Source organism: Neobacillus niacini NBRC 15566 (assembly GCF_001591505.1).
GTDB classification, from domain to species: domain Bacteria; phylum Bacillota; class Bacilli; order Bacillales; family Cytobacillaceae; genus Neobacillus; species Neobacillus niacini.
Map to the genome: position 1 here is coordinate 167363 of NZ_BCVA01000005.1, position 19415 is coordinate 186777.

Annotated in this window: 17 protein-coding genes and 1 other annotated feature; of the genes, 12 read left to right on the plus strand and 5 right to left on the minus strand. The window is 38.2% G+C overall.

Going from position 1 to position 19415, the window contains the following annotated elements; genetic code table 11:
* Positions 1–7 precede the first annotated feature (7 nt).
* From hemC to hemL, 4 genes are read left to right on the plus strand one after another with little or no spacing between them, the layout of a single operon-like run.
* Entirely contained in the window at positions 8–946 is a 939-nt protein-coding gene (gene hemC, locus BANA01_RS06920; RefSeq protein ID WP_034675629.1) for a hydroxymethylbilane synthase, read from the plus strand.
* Positions 940–1713: a uroporphyrinogen-III synthase gene (locus BANA01_RS06925; protein ID WP_063252247.1), complete on the plus strand. Its 774-nt coding sequence runs from the start codon at positions 940–942 to the stop codon at positions 1711–1713. Before hemC ends, BANA01_RS06925 begins: the two co-directional genes overlap by 7 nt.
* Before the next feature lie 33 nt (positions 1714–1746).
* Positions 1747–2724, plus strand: a complete 978-nt coding sequence (hemB, locus tag BANA01_RS06930) for a porphobilinogen synthase (RefSeq protein WP_063252249.1) — start codon at positions 1747–1749, stop codon at positions 2722–2724.
* Positions 2725–2753: 29 nt separating this feature from the next.
* On the plus strand, positions 2754–4040 hold the full coding sequence (gene hemL, locus BANA01_RS06935) for a glutamate-1-semialdehyde 2,1-aminomutase (protein ID WP_063252250.1): 1287 nt from the start codon (positions 2754–2756) through the stop codon (positions 4038–4040).
* Here hemL and BANA01_RS06940 read toward each other — a convergent pair.
* Entirely contained in the window at positions 4003–4479 is a 477-nt protein-coding gene (locus tag BANA01_RS06940; RefSeq protein ID WP_169803655.1) for a hypothetical protein, read from the minus strand. The genes hemL and BANA01_RS06940 overlap by 38 nt on opposite strands.
* A gap of 39 nt (positions 4480–4518) precedes the next feature.
* Between BANA01_RS06940 and spoVID the strand changes: the two genes are divergently transcribed.
* Complete coding sequence (gene spoVID, locus BANA01_RS06945; RefSeq protein ID WP_063252253.1) at positions 4519–5616, plus strand: stage VI sporulation protein D; 1098 nt, start codon at positions 4519–4521, stop codon at positions 5614–5616.
* Between the two features lie 85 nt (positions 5617–5701).
* Positions 5702–6739 carry a spore coat protein YsxE gene (gene ysxE / locus BANA01_RS06950; RefSeq protein WP_063252290.1) on the plus strand — a complete coding sequence of 346 codons (1038 nt, stop codon included), beginning with the start codon at positions 5702–5704 and terminating at the stop codon, positions 6737–6739.
* Positions 6740–6757: 18 nt separating this feature from the next.
* Here ysxE and BANA01_RS29050 read toward each other — a convergent pair whose 3' ends face one another.
* Positions 6758–6955, minus strand: coding sequence for a hypothetical protein (locus BANA01_RS29050; RefSeq protein ID WP_082799419.1), 198 nt, complete (start codon positions 6953–6955; stop codon positions 6758–6760).
* 480 nt (positions 6956–7435) lie between these two features.
* On the opposite strand from BANA01_RS29050, the gene BANA01_RS06955 reads away from it, so the two are divergent.
* The 4 genes from BANA01_RS06955 to BANA01_RS06970 all read left to right on the plus strand — a co-directional run bounded on the left by BANA01_RS06955 (position 7436) and on the right by BANA01_RS06970 (position 14720).
* Positions 7436–8503 (plus strand): O-antigen ligase family protein, encoded by a 1068-nt coding sequence (locus BANA01_RS06955; RefSeq protein ID WP_218008383.1) that lies wholly within the window; start codon positions 7436–7438, stop codon positions 8501–8503.
* An 87-nt stretch (positions 8504–8590) separates the two neighbouring features.
* Positions 8591–8825 (plus strand) — a binding site (T-box leader).
* 70 nt (positions 8826–8895) lie between these two features.
* Positions 8896–11541, plus strand: coding sequence for a valine--tRNA ligase (locus BANA01_RS06960; protein ID WP_063252257.1), 2646 nt, complete (start codon positions 8896–8898; stop codon positions 11539–11541).
* A 69-nt stretch (positions 11542–11610) separates the two neighbouring features.
* The gene (locus tag BANA01_RS06965; protein WP_063252259.1) at positions 11611–12933 is read left to right on the plus strand and encodes a bifunctional folylpolyglutamate synthase/dihydrofolate synthase; all 1323 of its coding nucleotides are present in this window, start codon (positions 11611–11613) and stop codon (positions 12931–12933) included.
* Positions 12934–13004: 71 nt separating this feature from the next.
* Positions 13005–14720 carry a sensor domain-containing diguanylate cyclase gene (locus tag BANA01_RS06970; RefSeq protein WP_174524404.1) on the plus strand — a complete coding sequence of 572 codons (1716 nt, stop codon included), beginning with the start codon at positions 13005–13007 and terminating at the stop codon, positions 14718–14720.
* 95 nt (positions 14721–14815) lie between these two features.
* Here BANA01_RS06970 and BANA01_RS06975 read toward each other — a convergent pair whose 3' ends face one another.
* From BANA01_RS06975 to BANA01_RS06985, 3 genes are read right to left on the minus strand one after another with little or no spacing between them, the layout of a single operon-like run.
* Positions 14816–16096: a hypothetical protein gene (locus BANA01_RS06975; protein ID WP_063252261.1), complete on the minus strand. Its 1281-nt coding sequence runs from the start codon at positions 16094–16096 to the stop codon at positions 14816–14818.
* Positions 16096–16575: a prepilin-type N-terminal cleavage/methylation domain-containing protein gene (locus tag BANA01_RS06980; protein ID WP_063252263.1), complete on the minus strand. Its 480-nt coding sequence runs from the start codon at positions 16573–16575 to the stop codon at positions 16096–16098. Before BANA01_RS06980 ends, BANA01_RS06975 begins: the two co-directional genes overlap by 1 nt.
* Before the next feature lie 12 nt (positions 16576–16587).
* On the minus strand, positions 16588–17079 hold the full coding sequence (locus BANA01_RS06985) for a type IV pilus modification PilV family protein (RefSeq protein WP_235847075.1): 492 nt from the start codon (positions 17077–17079) through the stop codon (positions 16588–16590).
* Between the two features lie 246 nt (positions 17080–17325).
* Between BANA01_RS06985 and BANA01_RS06990 the strand changes: the two genes are divergently transcribed.
* Both BANA01_RS06990 and BANA01_RS06995 read left to right on the plus strand, forming a co-directional pair.
* Positions 17326–18084 (plus strand): hypothetical protein, encoded by a 759-nt coding sequence (locus BANA01_RS06990; protein WP_063252267.1) that lies wholly within the window; start codon positions 17326–17328, stop codon positions 18082–18084.
* A gap of 24 nt (positions 18085–18108) precedes the next feature.
* Positions 18109–19398: a G5 domain-containing protein gene (locus BANA01_RS06995; protein ID WP_063252269.1), complete on the plus strand. Its 1290-nt coding sequence runs from the start codon at positions 18109–18111 to the stop codon at positions 19396–19398.
* The last annotated feature ends 17 nt before the right edge of the window (positions 19399–19415 follow it).

The following is a 19415-nucleotide window of genomic DNA, read 5'->3' on the forward strand; positions in this document are numbered from 1 at the left end:
GGCAGTCATGAGAAAAATTATCGTAGGTTCTAGACGCAGTAAATTGGCTCTTACTCAAACAAACTGGGTGATAGAACAGCTTAAAAAGCTTGGCGGCAACTTTGAATTTGAAGTAAAGGAAATTGTCACAAAAGGGGATAAAATCCTTGACGTTACACTTTCAAAAGTAGGCGGTAAAGGATTATTTGTTAAGGAAATCGAACAGGCTATGATGGATAAAGAAATTGACATGGCTGTTCATAGTATGAAGGACATGCCAGCTGTTCTGCCTGAGGGGCTGACAATCGGCTGCATTCCTTTCCGTGAGGATCACCGTGATGCATTAATTTCAAGAGATCATATTAAGCTAAAAGATTTAAAGCCAGGAGCGATTATTGGCACAAGCAGCCTTCGCCGCAGCGCCCAAATTTTAGCACAGCGTCCAGATTTAGAAATTAAATGGATCCGTGGAAATGTTGATACACGATTACAAAAGCTTAAAGATGAAGAATATGACGCTATTATCCTAGCAGCAGCAGGTCTTTCCCGCCTTGGATGGGCAAAAGAAACCATCACCGAGTTTATTGATGCCGATGTGTGCGTACCTGCCGTTGGTCAAGGTGCGTTATCCATCGAGTGCCGTGAAGATGATAAGGAACTTCTTGAACTTTTTGAGAAATTCACTTGCAAGAAAACAGAAAGAGCAGTTCGTGCGGAACGTGCTTTCCTTCAAAAAATGGAAGGCGGCTGCCAAGTGCCAATTGCAGGCTTTGCCTATATAGCGGATAATGATGAAATCGTTTTGACTGTATTAGTCGCTTCTCCTGAAGGCCAAGAAATCTTTAAAGAGGAACTACGAGGAACGAACCCAGAAGAGCTTGGCATTCAAGCTGCGGACCTATTAATTGAAAAAGGAGCTAAAGACCTGATTGAGAAGGTTAAACGGGAGCTTGAAGGTCAATGCTAAAACCATTAGGTTTGAAAGACAAAAAGGTCCTGGTGCCTCGTGGAGCGGGTCAGGCAAAATCCTTTTCACAACTTGTCGAAAAGTATGGAGGGATTTCAATCGAAATCCCTCTTATTGCATTTCGGCCAATTGAGCTCACAGCTCAGCTGCAACATGCTATGAATAAGATTGATACATATGACTGGATTGTTTTTACAAGCAATGTCACAGTCGAAACGTTCTTTTCTTTTTATAAAAATAAAAATCATAACTCATTTCCTAAAATTGCTGTGATCGGTAAGAAAACAGAAGAGGTATTGCTGGAAAGAGGATTGAAAGCAGAGTTTGTACCTTCTGCCTATGTAACGGAGGTATTTACCGACGAGTTCTTGCCAATAGTGCCGAGTGGTTCGAAAGTGTTGATTCCAAAAGGAAATCTGGCAAGGGAATATATTTCTACATCTCTTAGTAACCGAGGTGTGCTTGTAGATGAAATCGTGATCTATGAGACATATATGCCCGAAGACAGTACCAATAAATTAGCTAAAATGCTTTCTAATGATGAACTGGATATCTTAATGTTCACAAGTCCTTCAACAGTTAATCACTTTATGAGTGTGGTAAAGAAGTATAAACTAGAGAAGCATATCGAAAGATGTGTGATTAGCTGCATCGGACCCGTTACTGAAAAAAGATTACTTGCCTATGGGTTGCCGGTTCACGTCTCCCCAGAGGAGTATACCGTAAACGATATGATTAAAAGCACGATCCAATTTTTAGAAAAATGATATTTGAAAATAGAATTTGGGGGTAAATATTAAATGGAACTTCAATTTTCACGTCATCGCCGATTACGTACAAGTGCTAATATGCGTGCACTCGTTAGAGAAAATCACTTAACACCAGACGACTTCATCTATCCGTTATTCATCTATGAAGGTGAAAACATCCGCAGAGAAGTATCTTCCATGCCTGGGGTTTTCCAAGTATCGATGGATAACCTTAAAGCGGAAATGGATGATATCGTTGCACATGGAATTAAGTCCGTTCTATTATTTGGCATTCCGACTACAAAAGACGAGTGCGGAACACAAGCCTTCCATGACCATGGCATTATCCAAGTGGCAACCCGATGGATTAAAAAACATTATCCAGAAATCATCATTGTTGCGGATACATGCTTGTGCGAATATACCAGCCACGGACACTGTGGAATGGTCGAAGGCGATAAAATCTTAAATGACGAATCTCTTGATTTACTTGTAAAAACAGCTATCGCTCAAGCCGAAGCAGGTGCAGATATTATTGCCCCTTCAAACATGATGGATGGTTTTGTTGCAGCGATTCGTGCTGGTTTAGACGAAGCCGGATTTAAAGATATTCCCATCATGTCTTATGCCGTTAAATATGCTTCAGCCTTTTATGGACCTTTCCGTGAGGCAGCAGAGGGCGCACCGCAGTTCGGTGACCGTAAAACGTATCAAATGGATCCAGCAAACCGAATGGAGGCCTTCAGGGAAGCAGAATCCGATGTGGCCGAAGGTGCCGATTTCTTAATCGTGAAGCCAGGTATGCCGTATCTTGACATCGTTCGTGATGTTAAAAATAACTTTAATCTTCCTGTTGTAGCGTATAACGTCAGTGGTGAATATTCGATGATCAAAGCTGCTGCTGCAAACGGCTGGGTTGACGAGAAACAAACGGTGATGGAAATGCTAATTGCCTTTAAACGTGCAGGCGCAGACCTTATTATTACATATGCTGCCAAAGACGCGTGCCGCTGGTTGAAAGAAGATTAATAATTTTATTCTGAAAAGAGGAACAGATAATGCGCTCATATACAAAATCGCAAGAAGCCTTTAAAGAAGCTAAAAACTTGATGCCTGGCGGTGTTAACAGCCCGGTACGTGCTTTTAAATCTGTAAATATGGATCCGATTTTCATGGAAAGAGGAAAAGGTTCAAAAATCTATGATATCGATGGCAATGAATATATCGATTACGTATTATCATGGGGACCGCTAATCCTTGGTCATACAAATGACAGAGTGGTTGAAGGAATTAAAAAGGTTGCTGAGCTTGGTACAAGCTATGGCGCACCGACTTTAATGGAAAATGAACTGGCTAAACTTGTTATTGAACGTGTACCATCAATTGAAGTAGTAAGGATGGTTTCATCTGGAACAGAAGCGACTATGAGTGCGCTTCGCTTAGCACGCGGCTATACAGGCCGTAACAAGATTTTAAAATTTGAAGGCTGCTACCATGGCCATGGTGATTCCCTCTTAATTAAAGCTGGTTCTGGGGTTGCTACACTCGGTTTACCAGACAGCCCTGGTGTACCTGAAGGAGTGGCTAAGAACACGATTACTGTTGCATACAATGACCTTGAAGGCGTTAAATATGCGTTCGAACAATTCGGTGATGATATTGCTTGTATTATCGTTGAACCGGTTGCTGGAAATATGGGTCTAGTACCGCCGCTTCCAGGATTCTTAGAAGGTCTTCGTGAAATCACTTCCGAAAACGGGGCATTGTTGATTTTTGATGAAGTTATGACCGGCTTCCGTGTGGGCTATAATTGTGCGCAAGGCTATTTCAATATCACGCCTGATATCACATGTCTTGGTAAAGTAATTGGCGGCGGTCTGCCAGTTGGTGCTTACGGCGGTAAGGCTGAAATCATGCAGCAAATTGCTCCTGCGGGACCAATCTATCAAGCAGGAACCCTCTCCGGAAATCCGCTTGCCATGACTGCTGGTTACGAGACATTAACACAATTAACACCAGAGCATTACGAAGAGTTCAAGCGCTTAGGGGATTTACTTGAAAAAGGAATTACCGCTGCGGCTGAAAAATATGATATTCCTGTTACGTTTAACCGTGCAGGTTCAATGATTGGATTCTTCTTTACAAAAGAACCTGTCATCAACTATGAAACAGCAAAAACTTCTAACCTAGATTATTTTGCTGCCTACTATCGTGAAATGGCTGAACAAGGAGTATTCCTGCCGCCATCTCAATTTGAAGGATTGTTCTTGTCTACTGCACATACCGAAGAAGATATTGAGAAGACAATTAAAGCAGTTGAAGTTGCATTTTCAAAACTAAAATAATACCTTTTAGACACTTATCAACTTGATGAGTGTCTTTTGTTTTGGGGAAATCCTTTTCTCCCACTTCCCTAAATGAACGAGGATTCGTGTTTCGGTCAAGTGGGGTGCTCCTACTTGCCCCAAATGAACGAGGATTACGAATTCGGTCAAGTGGGGTACTCCTACTCGCCCCAAATGAACGAGGATTACGAATTCGGTCAAGTGGAGTGCTCCCACTTGCCCCAAATAAAAGAGGATTACGAATTCGGTCAAGTGGAGTGCTCCCACTTGCCCCAAATGAACGAAGATTACGAATTCGGTCAAGTGGAGTGCTCCCACTTGCCCCAAATAAAAGAAGATAACGATTTCGGTCAAATAGAGTACTCCCACTAATCTTTTTTACATAAAAAGCCTTTTTTATCATATTTAAAATCACTTGTTCATAAAGTGTAAGTGACATAGTGATTTTGCTTAAAAGGAAACGAAAGGAGGAGTCGCTTTGTCTCAGGAGAATCAATCGTGCCTGCGATTTTCCTTGGAGGAGTCTTTGTGGTTTAGAAAAGGACAGGAAGTAGCTGAACTTGTGTCGATTTCTCTAGACCCGGATATTACCATCCAGGAAAATGATCAATACGTAACCATACGTGGTTCGCTGGAATTAACAGGCGAATATAGAAATGACCAAGATAGTACAGGGGAAGAGGAAGAAAATGTACCTAGCCAAAAATATGTAGAAAGAGTGGATCCACAGGAGGAAGGCATTTGTGAGTTCTCACACCGTTTTCCTGTCGATATTACCATCCCCAACAATCGGATTCAAAGCATTTATGATATTGATGTCATTGTGGAGTCATTTGATTATTCCATACCGGAACGCAGCTGTCTTAAATTGTCCGCAGAATTAACCATCAGCGGCCTGTACGATTCAACACAAGAAGAGGAAGAAGTTGTAGAAGAAGAAGAGTTTGAAGTTCTCCATCGCTATCAGGTAGAAGTTCCTAAAATGGAAGAACAAGAAGAAGCTGAAGAAGAGAATCACTTTGCGGATACTTTCTTATTTGAGGCAGAAGCAAGGAAACAGCCAGAAGAAGAGAAAGTGGAAGCTTTTCCGAAATTCCCAACCTTTACCTATGAAGAGCCTGAAGAAGAGGAAGAACTACAACAGCCACAACAGCCTGTTGTTTTTGAACATGCAAGAAGTGAAGCAGTTGAGCCGGTGCAAGAGATAGAAGAAATCGTCGAGAAAGCACCAGTACAGCCAATTGCAGAAGAAAAGGCAAAAGAACCAGCAGAAGCAAAAGAACCAGTGATGGAGGAGAGTTCTTCATCCCCAGAAGCGCCACCGAAACAAGCAAAAAAGAAGGCACAAAAAAAGAAAACAATGACCTTAACGGAGTTCTTTGCCCGTAAGGAAGACAGCTCCGACCAAGCTAGATTAAAAGTTTGTATCGTTCAAAAGGGTGATACACTGGATAGTCTTGCCGACCGTTATGACGTATCCGTTCCTAATCTGCTGCGTTACAATAATCTTGAGCTCAACCAGGATGTTTATGAGGGTCAAGTATTATACGTACCTGTCGCATTAGCAAAAAAATAATCAACCAAACATATAGTGAGCGGGTTTCTAACCTGCTCACATCTTTTTAAGGATATTGCTCTGGCTGAAAGGCAGATGAATGTCGATGCGCGACGCAAATCAGGTAGAATTATTCATACCCATTTTAAATCACTACCAAGTAACGCCTAATTTTATTGAAGAACACGGCAATATTAAGAAAATCTATTCCAATAAAGGGACCTTTGCATTAAAGAAAATGGACCCGACAAATGGCACAGACTTTATTCGTCATGTTCATCTTCTTTACCAAAAGGGCTACAATCGAATTGTCCCTATTTACCCAACTATGGACGGAAGATATGCTGTTCTTCATGATAAAGCCTTGTATTACTTAATGCCCTGGATGCCGAATGAAGTAAAGGAAGACAGGACACAGAAACACCAGCAGCTGTTTCGCGAATTAGCCAGGCTTCACACGTTATCTGCCAAAGAGATCACCGTGAATAAGGAGGAGCGGACAGAGCATTACGAAAAAACGATTGCCGTACTTGATAAGAATCAGGAGTTTCTTGATGGGTTTATCGATGAATGTGAAAAAAAGACGTACATGTCGCCATTTGAATTGGTGTTTTGTTTATACTATAACGAAATAACTCAAGCACTTCGCTTTTCTAAAACGAAATTCGAAGAATGGTATGAAAAAACAAAGGAAGAAGAAAAAGCACGAATGGTGATTACCCATGGAAAAGTATCTTCCGAGCATTTTCTATATGACGACAAGGGTTATGGTTATTTTATTAACTTTGAAAATGCCCGCTACGGCTCACCCATTCATGATTTATTGCCATACTTATCACGTTCCTTTAATAGCCCGCCAACACGAAATGATGAAGCGGTTGAGTGGATTTACCATTACTATAAATATTTTCCCTTCAAAGTGGATGAAAAACTACTATTTTTTAGTTATTTAGCTTATCCAATTCCAATCATTCAGGTGGCCGAACGTTATTATAAAAAAGAACAGCCTAAAAATGAGTTGAAATTTGTCCGAATGCTGCAACGCAAATACTGGCATTTGAAGAATTCTGAATATGTAGTCATGAGAATGACGGAAATTGATGAGCAGGAGAAAAAGGCAAAAGAAGGAGCCCAGCAGCAATAACTTTTGCTTTTTGGGCTCTTAAACAATTTCGAAATAGATTGATACGGCAATCGCAATAAAAACCGTTAATAAAAGGACATCAAATACGGTTGGAATAAACAATGTACGTATTAATTGGAATATCGTAAACGGCAAGATCAACTGCGCACACACTCTCCTGGTGGTTCGAAACCATGGAGTATAAGCATACTTGGTGATAAACTTCCTCCGCTTCATTGCAACCATCCTCTCCAAAATGGCATTTCTTTTATGTATATTCTTTATGTAGTGTAAATTCCTCATAAAATAACCATTTATTAGAAAAAATGACCTTAAAGAACTTTATATTATCCATAATTCTTTTATTGAACCAGAATAGGAAAAATGAAATAATAATAAAGTCCTAGGAGATAAATTTTTTGAGGGTAATAATCTATCTATGCAATATAAGGAGTATAAAAAATGTTCTGGTTCATCATACTTTTTCCGCTATTAATTTATCCATGGGGCTTTGATCCATACTATACATCGACAAAGACTGGATATTTATATGCATTTGTCCTTTGTACGTGGCTATACATACTGTTCAAGAGAAAGTACAAAACGTTAAAGCCTGATAAGGGTGATTCAGTTGTTGTTACTTTGTTGTTAGTGTTCCTAACTTTAATAGAAATTTCAACAGTATTCTCCCCAAATAAATATACATCTGTGTACGGTTTGATTGATCGTAAAGAAGGACTTATATCTTATTTTTGCTATTTCAGCGTTTTCCTTTTTTCTTATCGATTAATTGATGAGGAGAAATTAAATAAAGTTTCTTCTAGTATAGCCTTGGTCTCTTTGATTGTATCAATATATGGAATATTGCAGCATTATAGTTTAGATATATTTCCAAGGAATAGTTCAATGAGGAATTATGAAGGGGTGACTTATACTTTCTTCGATAATCCTAACTTCTTTGGATCGTATCTTGTGTTGGTTATGCTGATAACAATACCATTCTATTTGAATTCTAAAAATAAAATATTCCAGTTTATTTATTTTATCTCGCTTTGTTTATCGTTTGTAGCTCTTATTTTTTCGAATACAAGGAGTGGATACCTGGGGGTGCTCATTGGATTGGTTTTTCTTACATTTACTGTTGTAATAAGACGTAAACACCTTTGGAAGAAGTGGATAATATTAGCATTTACATTTATTTTCCTCTTATTTTTAATAAACACTAGCGAACAGGGGTATTATGCAAATCGGATAAATTCTGTGTTTAAGGACTCTTATAGGCTCGCAACCAACCAAGGTTCTGGTCATGAAGGCTCATCGCGCTTATTTATCTGGGAAAACTCATTGCCTTTAGTAAAAGAATATTTTTGGGTAGGTTCCGGACCTGATTCTTTTGAATTTGTGTTTCCTAATAATAAAAAGAACATTGCATTTATGAATAATTCAATTGTAGATAAGGCACATAACGAATATTTACAGATTGCAATTACACTTGGTGTTCCGGCACTTTTAACCTACTTATGTTTTCTTTATTTAATTCTAAGAAGAGCATTTCAGGCAGTTCAATTGACTGAAGGCAAAGAAAAAGTAATCTTTTATGGCTTAATTGCAACAATTATTGGCTATCTTGTTCAAGCATTTTTTAATATAAGTACGGTTCCTGTAGCACCAATTTTCTGGTCAATACTTGGGATTACTTTAGCAAAATCAACAATTGTCATTAATAATGCAAAATGTAAAAATGGGGAAGTAGGTAAGGTAGAGATCATAAACCAAACTGCTTAATTACTCATATAGTATAAATAACAAAAATTTTGGTTATCATTATTGACGTCTAGAACACTTTTTGGGTAGTATAAACAATATAATAAAAAAAAAGCCACGACAGGGAAGAGTACGACGTTAATCTGCTTAAAGAGAGGGAACCATTAGCTGAAAGGATTCCTAAGCAGACACTCGGAAGGTCGCCCTTGAGCTTCTTCAGCGAACGGATTAACATCCCACTAGTTGAGGACGGATCAAATCCGTTATCCATTTAAGCGCCAATCAGTTTCTTTATGATTGGAAAAAAGGTGGTACCGCGAAGCAAACTCCATTCGTCCTTTTATGACGAATGGGGTTTTTTGTTTGTCTAGTTTTATTTAAATGACAGAAAAAGAAACTAAGGAGATGGTCAAATGGAAACAAAAGAAATTACCATGCCGACGAAATATGATCCACAGTCGATTGAGCAGGGACGATATGATTGGTGGGTTAAAGGTAAGTTTTTCGAAGCGCAAAATGATGAAGGAAAACAGCCTTATACAATCGTTATTCCACCGCCAAACGTAACGGGGAAGCTGCACTTAGGGCATGCTTGGGATACAACATTACAAGATATCGTTACACGTATGAAGCGGATGCAGGGCTATGATGTACTATGGCTGCCAGGTATGGACCATGCTGGAATCGCGACACAAGCGAAGGTTGAAGAAAAACTTCGTGGCGAAGGCAAAAGCCGTTACGACCTAGGACGTGAAAAGTTCGTTGAGGAAACATGGAAGTGGAAGGAAGAATACGCCTCCCATATCCGCCAACAGTGGGCAAAACTAGGTTTAGGTTTAGACTACAGCCGTGAGCGTTTCACACTTGATGAAGGTTTATCAGCAGCGGTACGTGAAGTATTTGTCACTTTATATAACAAGGGTCTTATTTATCGCGGCGAATATATCATCAACTGGGATCCATCAACAAAAACAGCCTTATCAGACATCGAAGTTATCTACAAGGATGTTCAAGGTGCTTTTTATCATATGAAATATCCGTTAGCGGACGGTTCTGGACACATTGAAGTAGCAACAACTCGTCCAGAAACCATGTTAGGTGATACGGCAGTTGCTGTTCATCCAGAAGATGAGCGCTATAAGCACCTAATTGGCAAAACCGTTATCCTGCCTATCGTTGGCCGTGAAATTAAGATTGTTGGCGATGACTATGTGGATATGGAATTCGGTTCTGGGGCCGTTAAAATTACACCAGCACATGACCCGAACGATTTTGAAATTGGGAACCGTCATAATCTTGAGCGCGTTCTAGTTATGAACGAAGATGGCACAATGAATGACAGAGCCGGAAAGTACAAAGGGTTGGACCGTTTTGAATGCCGCAAGCAAATTGTTAAGGACCTCCAAGAACAAGGCGTTCTATTCAAAATTGAAGAGCATTTGCACTCTGTTGGCCATTCTGAGCGCAGCGGGGCAGTAGTTGAGCCATACCTTTCAACACAATGGTTTGTTAAAATGCAGCCGCTGGCAGACGAAGCTATCGCCCTACAAAGTAAGGAAAATAAAGTTAATTTTGTACCAGATCGTTTCGAAAAAACCTACCTGCATTGGATGGAGAACATTCGCGACTGGTGTATTTCAAGACAGCTTTGGTGGGGCCACCGCATTCCTGCTTGGTACCATAAGGAAACTGGTGAAGTTTACGTTGGTCATGAAGCTCCTGCAGACAGCGAAAACTGGGAGCAGGATAAAGACGTATTGGATACGTGGTTTAGTTCGGCACTATGGCCATTTTCCACAATGGGCTGGCCAAATGTAGAAGCAGAGGACTTTAAGCGCTTCTTCCCAACCGATGTACTCGTAACCGGTTATGATATCATCTTCTTCTGGGTATCCCGGATGATTTTCCAAAGCTTGGAATTTACAGGTGAACGACCATTTAAAGACGTTCTCATCCATGGTTTGGTTCGTGACGAACAAGGACGTAAGATGAGTAAATCCCTAGGTAACGGTGTGGATCCAATGGATGTTATCGCAAAATACGGTGCCGATTCATTGCGTTACTTCCTTTCAACCGGAAGCTCTCCAGGCCAGGATTTACGTTTTAGCTTTGAAAAAGTTGAATCGACTTGGAACTTTGCCAATAAAATTTGGAATGCTTCTCGTTTTGCATTGATGAATATGGATGGCATGACATATGATGAAATCGATTTTAGCGGTGAAAAGTCCGTTGCAGATAAATGGATTCTAACTCAATTAAATGAAACCATTGAAAGTGTTACCAAACTTTCAGAGCGTTATGAATTCGGAGAAGCCGGCCGTGCACTATACAACTTCATCTGGGATGACTTCTGTGATTGGTACATTGAGATGGCAAAACTTCCGCTATATGGTGAGGATGAAGCAGCAAAGAAAACTACTCGTTCGATTCTTGCACACGTTCTTGATCAGACAATGCGTTTGTTACATCCGTTCATGCCATTCATTACCGAGGAAATCTGGCAGAACCTCCCTCATAATGGAGAGTCAATCACAACTGCTAAGTGGCCAGAAGTGATTCCAGCTTACTCTGATGAACAAGCCGCTCAAGAAATGAAGATGTTAATGGAAATGATTCGTTCCGTACGAAACATTCGTGCTGAGGTAAACACGCCAATGAGCAAGAAGATTAAAATGCTTGTAAAGGCGAAGGATGATTCAGTACTAAAAGCACTTGAAAAGAACCGGAACTATATCGAAAAATTCTGTAACCCAGAAGAATTACAATTGGGAACAAACCTTGAAACACCAGAGAAGGCAATGACGGCTGTTATTACCGGCTTGGAAATTTATCTTCCACTAGAAGGTTTAATTAACATTGACGAAGAAATTGCTCGTCTACAGAAAGAATACGACAAGTTAACGAAAGAAGTAGACAGAGTTGAAAAGAAGCTAAACAACGAAGGCTTTATGAAAAAGGCACCGGAGAGTGTAGTTGCCGAAGAACGGGCAAAGGAAAAAGACTATCGTGAAAAAAGAGCGCTAGTAGAGGCTCGTATAAATGAGTTAAAAGGATTATAATAAAGATATCGAGACGAGTCCTATAGTAGGATTCGTCTTCTTTTAGAAAATAAAGATGGGGTGGCCAAAATGTTTACAACTTATAACGAAGCCCTTGAATGGATACACGCAAGATTAAGGCTTGGGATTAAACCAGGACTTTCCCGAATGGAATGGATGATGGAAAAGCTCGGGTCTCCAGAGCGGAAAATGAAAACTGTTCATATTGGCGGAACAAATGGGAAAGGGTCAACTGTAACCTTCTTACGCAATATTCTCGAAGCAGCAGGCTATACCGTAGGTACGTTTACATCACCATATATTGAACAATTTAATGAGCGAATCTCTGTAAATGGGAAGCCCATCAGTGACGAAGAAATCCTGGAGTTAACCAATGTGATTCGTCCCCTTGCAGATGAATTAGAAGAAACCGAGCTTGGCGGACCAACCGAGTTTGAAGTGATTACAGCGATGTCTTTCTATTATTTTGCCAATATCAATCAAGTGGACATGGTTATCTATGAAGTGGGCTTAGGCGGAAGGTTTGATTCTACTAATATTATTCAGCCAATCGCTTCTATCATTACAAACATTGGGTTAGATCATACAAATATACTAGGGCACACCTACGGAGAAATTGCTTTTGAAAAGGCAGGCATTATTAAAGAAGGGATTCCTACTTATACTGCCGTAAAAAATGAAGAAGCAATGAAGGTCATAGAGGAACAGGCTGGAAAAAAGCATGCCCCACTATTTCGATTGAATCAGGATTTTACCATTACCTCCCACAGCCCACAAGCTAATGGAGAGATGTTTTCATTAGAAAGCAATATCGATAAAATCGAACAGTTGCAAATCAGCATGATTGGTCAACATCAAACAGAAAATGCAGCCTTAGCGGTAATGGCTGTTCAAGCTATCAATCAAGATGGGGATTTTTCCATAAGCGAGGATGACATTAGGACAGGCTTAAAGAAAGCCTATTGGCCAGGAAGATTCGAAATCCTTTCTCATCGTCCAATTGTCATTATTGACGGCGCTCATAATGATGAGGGAATTTCGGTACTGGTTAAGGAACTTTCTACTCGTTATTCTAACTATCATATTAATATTGTATTTGCAGCCTTAAAAGATAAAAAGTTGGACCAAATGATTGCCCAATTGGATCAAGTTGCAGATAGAATCTCCTTCGTGTCATTTGACTTTCCTCGTGCTGCTCAAGCAAAGGATTTATTTGGAATCAGTAAATCCAAAAATAAAGCAATGGAAGACAAATGGGACACACATCTAGCAGAGATTATTAATTCTTTAAAGAATGATCAGATTCTAGTCGTAACAGGCTCTTTGTATTTCATTTCTGAGGTTAAACTTTATTTGAGTGAATTTTTGAAAAACAAGACGATTTCACTATGACAGGCTCCTAAATTTTTGGTAAAATAGAATTATCTTGATTTCAAAATAACCTTTTGATAGGAGGGGCTAGATTGACAGTTGCCGCAAAAACAAAACGAAATATATTTCTAGTATGGCTCTTGCTCGTTCCAGCAGGATTGTGGTTTACCTATCAAACTTATCCTCCTCACATTTCAGGTAAATGGTTAGATATTGCAGCATTTTTGATTTTAACATCGGTTGTTGCCTTTATGCCGATGGTCATAAATAATACGCCTATTTTCTTAATTCAATGGGTATCACTCGCTACATTCTTAAGTTTCGGAATATTTGTTGAAATGATTTTTGCGCAGGCTGCAGTCATTGTGTTATTACTCAGGCTGCGTCTACAAAAGGAGCAACTTTTCCGTTTACCGCTAAACTTGATCATGTTTTTTCTAGTTTCTTTAGTCAGTGGTGTCGTTTACTATGCACTTGGTGGACAAACAGGTCCTACCATTATAAATAATCTGCATTCTCTTGCACTTGCAGCAGTTTATGCTGTAGTGAATTACTTCCTAAATCAGGTCATTATTTCATTTTATTTATATTTTATCTATAAAAGTAAGGAATCCTACTTTGGCAAAGATTTCATTGTGGAGACAGTTACCACATTTATGACTTTGCCGCTTGGCTTTGTACTCTATATGTTTTATAACTTTCAAGGACTATTAGCGCTATTTATTGTAGCTGTTCCATTTGCAAGTTTATCAATCATATTCAAGCTTTATTATTCAAGTCAAAAAATCAACGAATATTTACAGAAGGCTGCTGAAATTGGTCACCAAATGGCTGAACGCCTTGAGGTGGATGGAGTTATTGACCTTTTTATGCAGAAACTAAGTGAAATGCTTCCCGTTGACTATGCCTACATTTTTGATGTCATCAGTGATGACGAGCTTCAATTAGTCCGCCGCATTCAGTGTGGGACTGGAATTACTACGGAGAATGCTAAAATCAAAAAAAATCAGGGCATAAGCGGTTTTGTATGGGAGAAGAAAAAAGGTTACTTATATCATTCAAAAAAAGATTGGAAGCCGTTTACGAAGGGATATCTTCCTAGTGACGCAGAAAGTGTATTAGCGGTTCCGATTGTCAGAAATAAAAAAGTCATTGGGGTCTTATTACTTGCTTCAAAGCAAAAAAGAGCTTATGAGAGATCACAGTTGATGATCGTTGATATCCTATGTTCGTATTTTGCAGTTGCCATCGATAATGCAAAGCATTACGAAATTACAAAAACGCAGAGTGAACGCTGCGCCTTAACGAAATTATATAATTATCGGTACTTCGAAAAATTACTAACGGAGGAATTCGATAAGCTATTCCAATTCGAACGAAAAGTCCTGTCGTTAATCATTCTTGATATCGACCATTTTAAAGAAGTCAATGACACATATGGGCACCAGAGCGGAAATGAAATCCTTTGTGAGTTGGCAGCTAGGTTAAGTAATCTTGTAGGTTCACGGGGAACAGTCGCCCGATACGGCGGTGAGGAATTTGTGGTGTTGCTGCCAGAGGCTGATAAAAAAGAGGCCTATCATCTTGCAGAATTGATAAGACAATCTATCGCCAACTGGCCATTTACCTTGCAGCAATCCTTAGAGCTAACACAACAGCAGGTGAAGATTACCGCATCAATTGGAGTGGCGACTGCTCCTGAGGATGCGGAGGATCCACTTGCTTTGGTGAGGCATGCAGACAGGGCGTTGTATGTGGGGGCGAAGAGGGCTGGAAGGAATCGGGTGGCGGAGTATTCATCATGCTAAAATCATAAAAATTGCTTATTAATTATAAAGAACAAGACCCTGGACTGACGGTGCAAGAAAGGGTCTTGTTCTTTTTTACTTTTTTTCAGATAACTTTAATTGTAAACAACATCGTCAACCAAAGCATCGATATTGTCGCCCCATTGAAGCGTTTTAGTATCACTATCAAATGTTGTACCACAATTCTTTTGTATATCTTGACGTTTTGCATCAGTAAGATTTTCGTCAACATATACGATATTGTTTGAATCTGTTGTATTGAAATTTTGATTCGCTTTGTAAATATATAATTTCCCTCTAATAATAGCATTACCAGCTGTTAATTTCCCTTTTACACACATTGTATTTTTTGCCCCAATAAGGATATCATGATTTAGTTTAGCGGTCACGGTGCCTCTAATGAGAGAAAAATACGTTTTATCCGTATTATCATTAAACTCAAGTCTACCCTCAGCTATGAGATTTCCTCCAACTAAGAGATTCGTTTTCCCTGCAGCTACGAAGTGGCTACCAAAAGTAACATTCCCCTTCGCTTCGATATTTACCTCAGTAACATTGATTAAGTTCTTACTTAATACTAGGTTATCACTATAGACTTTTAACTTTGATTTATTACCTACACCATCCATTGTAAGTGTCCCAGTAGCACTTTCCGAGACATAAATGGTTCCAGGATAGCTTTGAAAGTTGGTAGTAAAAGTCATATTGGGGCTTGTAATGATAATGCCATTTGGGCAATCACCTTGTAAGAAATAAACAGTATTTTGTGGATCAATACATTTTGTATCTATATTAGGATCTAACGTAGGTTTATCAACTTTCGGTATATCGGATATTACTGGAGCTATATCCGCAACAATAGTTATAGCACTAAGATCGATACTCATATCTGTACTTAGCTTAGAAGTATCGGTACCATTAGTTCCTGTTACGGTGAAATTAACCACTATTTTTTTATTAGCACTGTCATATTCAGCAAATAGATTATCTGCTTTTCCAGAAATCTTTTTTTCATTTACTATATAGTATGTGTCACTTCCAGCAACTGTAGTTTTTGTTAATCCCTTTCTTATCTCATTATTTATTGTATCTTTAATATCCGTTGCAATCTTTTCCACTGTAATAGTTGGGTCAGTAAGGTACTTGTTTTTATATTCCTGCTGTTTTGTTTTATATACGTTTTTAACTGCTACATGGTAATAGGATATTCCCATTTCTGCAATTGCAACCGATTGTGAAGAGGATTCAACCACTTTATTTTGTTTGACACTACTAAAAGATTGGCCCATAAATGCTAGAATAAGAGTCATAAAGACAGTAATAATCATTAACACAGTAACGAGAGAATATCCGTGTTCATTTTTTAAAATCTTCATTAATAATCAGCTCCTTTCAACCTATACAATTGTGCTTCAATAGAAACTTTATTTGCTGGGTCAACCTTGTCAGAAGCAATAATTGTTAATGTGGTATCACCGCTTGCCTGGCTTGGAATAATATTCGATTTGCTCTTTATTACACTGCCATCAGCCTGTTTAATTTCTAAATTAATACATATTTTAGGATGACTGTATTCTACTGTTTCATAGACGGTAGGATCAGCAGTTAATCTGCTCTTAATAACGATTTTACAACTTGGGTTTTCAATGTCGTAGGACTTTACTGTTTGATGATTTTTAATTAAATTTGTTAGAATGATGTTGGTTTCCTGAATCATGAAATTTTTAGAAAAGGATTTCTGAGAATATTGAATCCCTTGAAAAAATACACCCCATATCACTACTCCAATAATAGAAATAATGGAAACAACGGCGAGCAATTCAATAAGTGTAACACCACGTTCATTTTCATTCAATTTACTCAGCTCCTATCTAACAATAAACCCATATGTTTCGCTTATTTGATTTTTCTTATCATTTTGAACCATTACGTGAATGTAGTGTAATTTATAAGGGCTAGTCGAATAGTAAGGACTGCTAGGATCATTTGGAATTTCGGGAGTTTTCTTTACTTTAATAGAAAGTTTACGACTACTATTAGTACTTTCAAATTTAAAGAAAGTAGAATCCTCCGAAAAGTTATATTTTACACTATTAATTTCTACTTCTGGTGAAAGGACAGAACTAGGATTTGAATTTGCTAGTTTATTTTTTAATGTAGAAGAATCCTTCCATTCTAATAATACTTGTTTAGCTGTATTGATGGCTTGAGACTTATCTCCGTTATTCTTATTCATCATCCCCATTTGGGTGAAGAAACCCATTAAAGATATTAGAATAATGGATAAAATAGTCACAGAAGCAAGAACCTCAACCAAGGTTATACCTTTTTCACAATTCAATTTCTTCAATTTACTCATTCCCTTCTGGGAGCAAAATATAGGTTAATGGATATATCTGAACAAAATATTTAGACAAAAAATAACAATTTTCAGTAGATAATGCCTATAAAATGTTTTACAGCTTCTTTCAAACTATCCAAAAGTATTATACAATATCTAATAGACGTTTTTTGTCTATTTTTAGTATTTGCTGAAAAAAATATAAGCTTTTGGAAGAAATTGTTGTTTAATAGAACATAGAACGGGTAAAAGGGATGTGAATGAATGCTAACAGTTATTTGGGTATTAGGTACTATGCTTTTAATGTTATTGATTCATTTTTTAATACCACTTGGATACACGACAAAAGGAAAGTTTTTTCTTGTTGTGTTAAGTGGCCTGTTAGCATCGGGAGGACTTGCAGCAACGATAGCCATTCCTGTGTGGCAAGCAATGGTAATGCTACTAGTTCTTTCTTTTTTTGCAGCCTATTTAATGGATAGCCGAATGGCAAAAAGCTTGTATTTGACAAAAGAGCATTTAGTAGAAGAAATTGATTTTGAGGAGAGTCACTCTTCATTTAACGTAACAAAACAAACAGATAAAACACTAGATATAGATTTAATGGATTCTGAATTGGAAATTTCCTCTTCATCTTCCATAAAAAATACAGAAGTAGACATCATTCCTATTGATTCTCTAGTCGAAGATATTTCTTTCTTACAGGACAGGGAGCTTGGAAGTAATAATGAGGAATTAATAGAAGCTAACGAACCCGAGGTTGGTTATTTATCAGATATTGAAAACTTACTAGATGAAAGTTTTACAGAATCTCACACTGATAAGGTAGATTCCATTGATGAAGAGAGCTGGCTAGATGAGCTTGCGGAATTAACTATTTTGAAGGACGAAGATAAGGAAACTGTAGATGAATCTCAAGTGGATGAACTTGTGTTAGAAGAATTATTTGCTGAAAAAGAGGTTGCGGCAGCAACAGATAATGGAGAAATCAAACCCAAGAAAGTACTAGAATTACAAAAGTAATATTTAGGAAGGGAGGCATAAAGTTTGAGTAAGCATCAATCATTCATTAAATTATTTGTTGTCCTTTTTTTAAGCACAGCAGTTATTTTTAGTTCGTCCCACTTTGGTGTTAAAGCATTTGAAGGTTTCGCCCATTCTTCTAATGGAAAATACTCAGAAGGTACTTCAATTGGTTCGATTGATGTTTCTGGAAAGACTGATAGTGAAGTAATTTCTTTGTTAGATGAAAAGTATGTGGAATGGGTAAAAAATACAAAGTTTGAACTGCAATATAGTGAGAAAATTGTACCATTCGATGTAAACCTAATTACTTTTGATTCTACACAATCGGTTTACTCAATCAAGGACGGTCAAAGTAATACAGTATCAATGAACATAAATATTTTGCCTGTTCAAGATCAAATTCAACTTCAGTTTCCACAAGTGGACAGCAATCAACTGGAACTTACAAAACTAAAAGCAGACATAGTAAATACGGCTGCAAAGTTTGAACAAGGTTCTTATTTATTCAATTTGAATAAGGATTACTTAATTACTGACGCTAGTAATAATGCCAATGTCATCAGTAAAGCAATTATAAAGTTGACAGATATCCCTAATGATATAGGTGCAATAATCTCTGCAAACCCAGAAATCCAGATTGCTGAAGGTACAACTTTTTCCATGGTCGACTTCGCAAAACAACAGAAGATTGAAAGTTCAACCGCTCTAAGCATGATTGCGACGGGAATATATCAATCCATCTTGCCAACAAATTTTAAGATAACGGAAAGAAATATCAGCAGTGCACTTCCAAATTATACAGGCATAGGATTTGAAGCGAAGGTTAATGTTTCCAACGGTACAGATCTAATTATTTTTAATCCTAATACCACTTCATATAAGTTACACTTGCAACTGGTGGATAAAGAGTTAATCGTCACTTTAAAGGGCGAAAAGCTCCTTTACAATTATATCATTAGCAAAAAAGAGGAACAGTTATTGAAACCAAGAACAATTGTTCAATTTAGCCCTTTACTTCTGCCTGGGCAGATTAAGGTGCAAACGAACGGTATTGATGGACAAATCGTTAAGATTCTTCGTGAAACCTATCAAGGTGAACAAATGATTACGAGTGAGATAGTATCAGAAGATTATTACCCACCTGTATATCGTGTGGAAGTGCACGGTTTGACGGGGACACAACAATCATCTTCTACAACAACTAGCACAGAACCATCTAATCCTTCTGGAAATCCAACAACATCTACGGAGATAAACGAAAAAGATTCGGATGATGACCTTTGGGGGAAACCAAATGAACAACCAAAATAATGTTAGTAGTGATTATA